The following is a 1,088-nucleotide window of genomic DNA, read 5'->3' as shown; positions in this document are numbered from 1 at the left end:
CATCCGTCTTTAGCTAAGACGAGAACCGCGTGACAGTGACGGCTTATCGAGGCTACTTTTCGAGAGGAATGAGGAGGAGAAGTCAGTGCACGACTCTCGCTCCTCATCAAGAATCATGCGTCGGCTCACTACACTGTTTCCCTCCGAGTTCCTCGAAGATCACGCCGAGGAACTGGGCGTGGTCGAGCGAGAGGGCAAGCTTCAGGTTCCAGTCCTCGTGTGGGCGCTCGTGTTCGGATTCGCCGCAGGCGAAAGCCGAACACTCGCTGGATTCAGACGCTCCTACAACGCCACAGCCGACGAACCGATCTCCTCTGGCGGTTTCTATCACCGGTTGACGCCAACTCTTGCAGAGTATCTCCGCGACCTCGTCGAGCGCGGCCTCGACGAGGTCGCTGTCCCTGATGCTGTTGACGCTGATATCGACCGATTCAGAGACGTGATGATCGCTGATGGAACCGTGTTGCGGTTGCACGAGTTCCTCTCTGATGAGTTCCAAGCCCGTCATGAGGAGCAGGCTGGAGCGAAGCTCCACCTGCTCCACAACGCCACCGACGAGACGATTGAACGGATCGACGTGACTGACGAGAAAACGCACGACAGCACACTGTTCAAGACCGGTTCGTGGCTGCAGGGACGGCTTGTTCTACTCGACCTCGCGTACTTCAAGTACCGCCGCTTCGCGTTGATCGATGAGAACGACGGCTACTTCGTGAGTCGGCTGAAGCAGAACGCGAATCCGGTGATAACGGCAGAATTACGGGAATGGAGCGGCCGCGCCATTCCCTTGGAGGGCAAGCAGATCCACGATGTGGTCGATGACCTCTCGCGGAAGTACATCGACGTCGAGGTCGAAGCGGAATTCAAGCGAGGACAGTACGAGGGAACGCGCTCACTAGACACGAAGCGGTTCCGCGTCGTCGGCGTCCGCAACGAGGACGCCGACGACTACCATCTCTACATCACGAATCTGCCGAGAGAGGAGTTCCTCCCGGCAGATCTAGCAACGCTGTATCGGTGTCGATGGGAGGTAGAAACGTTGTTCCGTGAGCTGAAGACGCAGTACGAACTGGACGAATTCGACACAA

1 protein-coding gene is annotated in these 1,088 nt (G+C 57.5%); it reads left to right on the top strand.

The genetic code is table 11. From position 1 onward, the window contains the following. Positions 1-115 precede the first annotated feature (115 nt). A partial coding sequence (locus ACR3FF_RS27135; RefSeq protein ID WP_458191204.1) for an IS4 family transposase occupies positions 116-1,088 on the top strand: 973 nt, incomplete at its 3' end.

This window comes from Haladaptatus ordinarius (assembly GCF_054177595.1).
The sequence above is the reverse complement of the archived record's forward strand: the minus strand, read 5'-3'. Positions and strand labels throughout refer to the sequence as shown.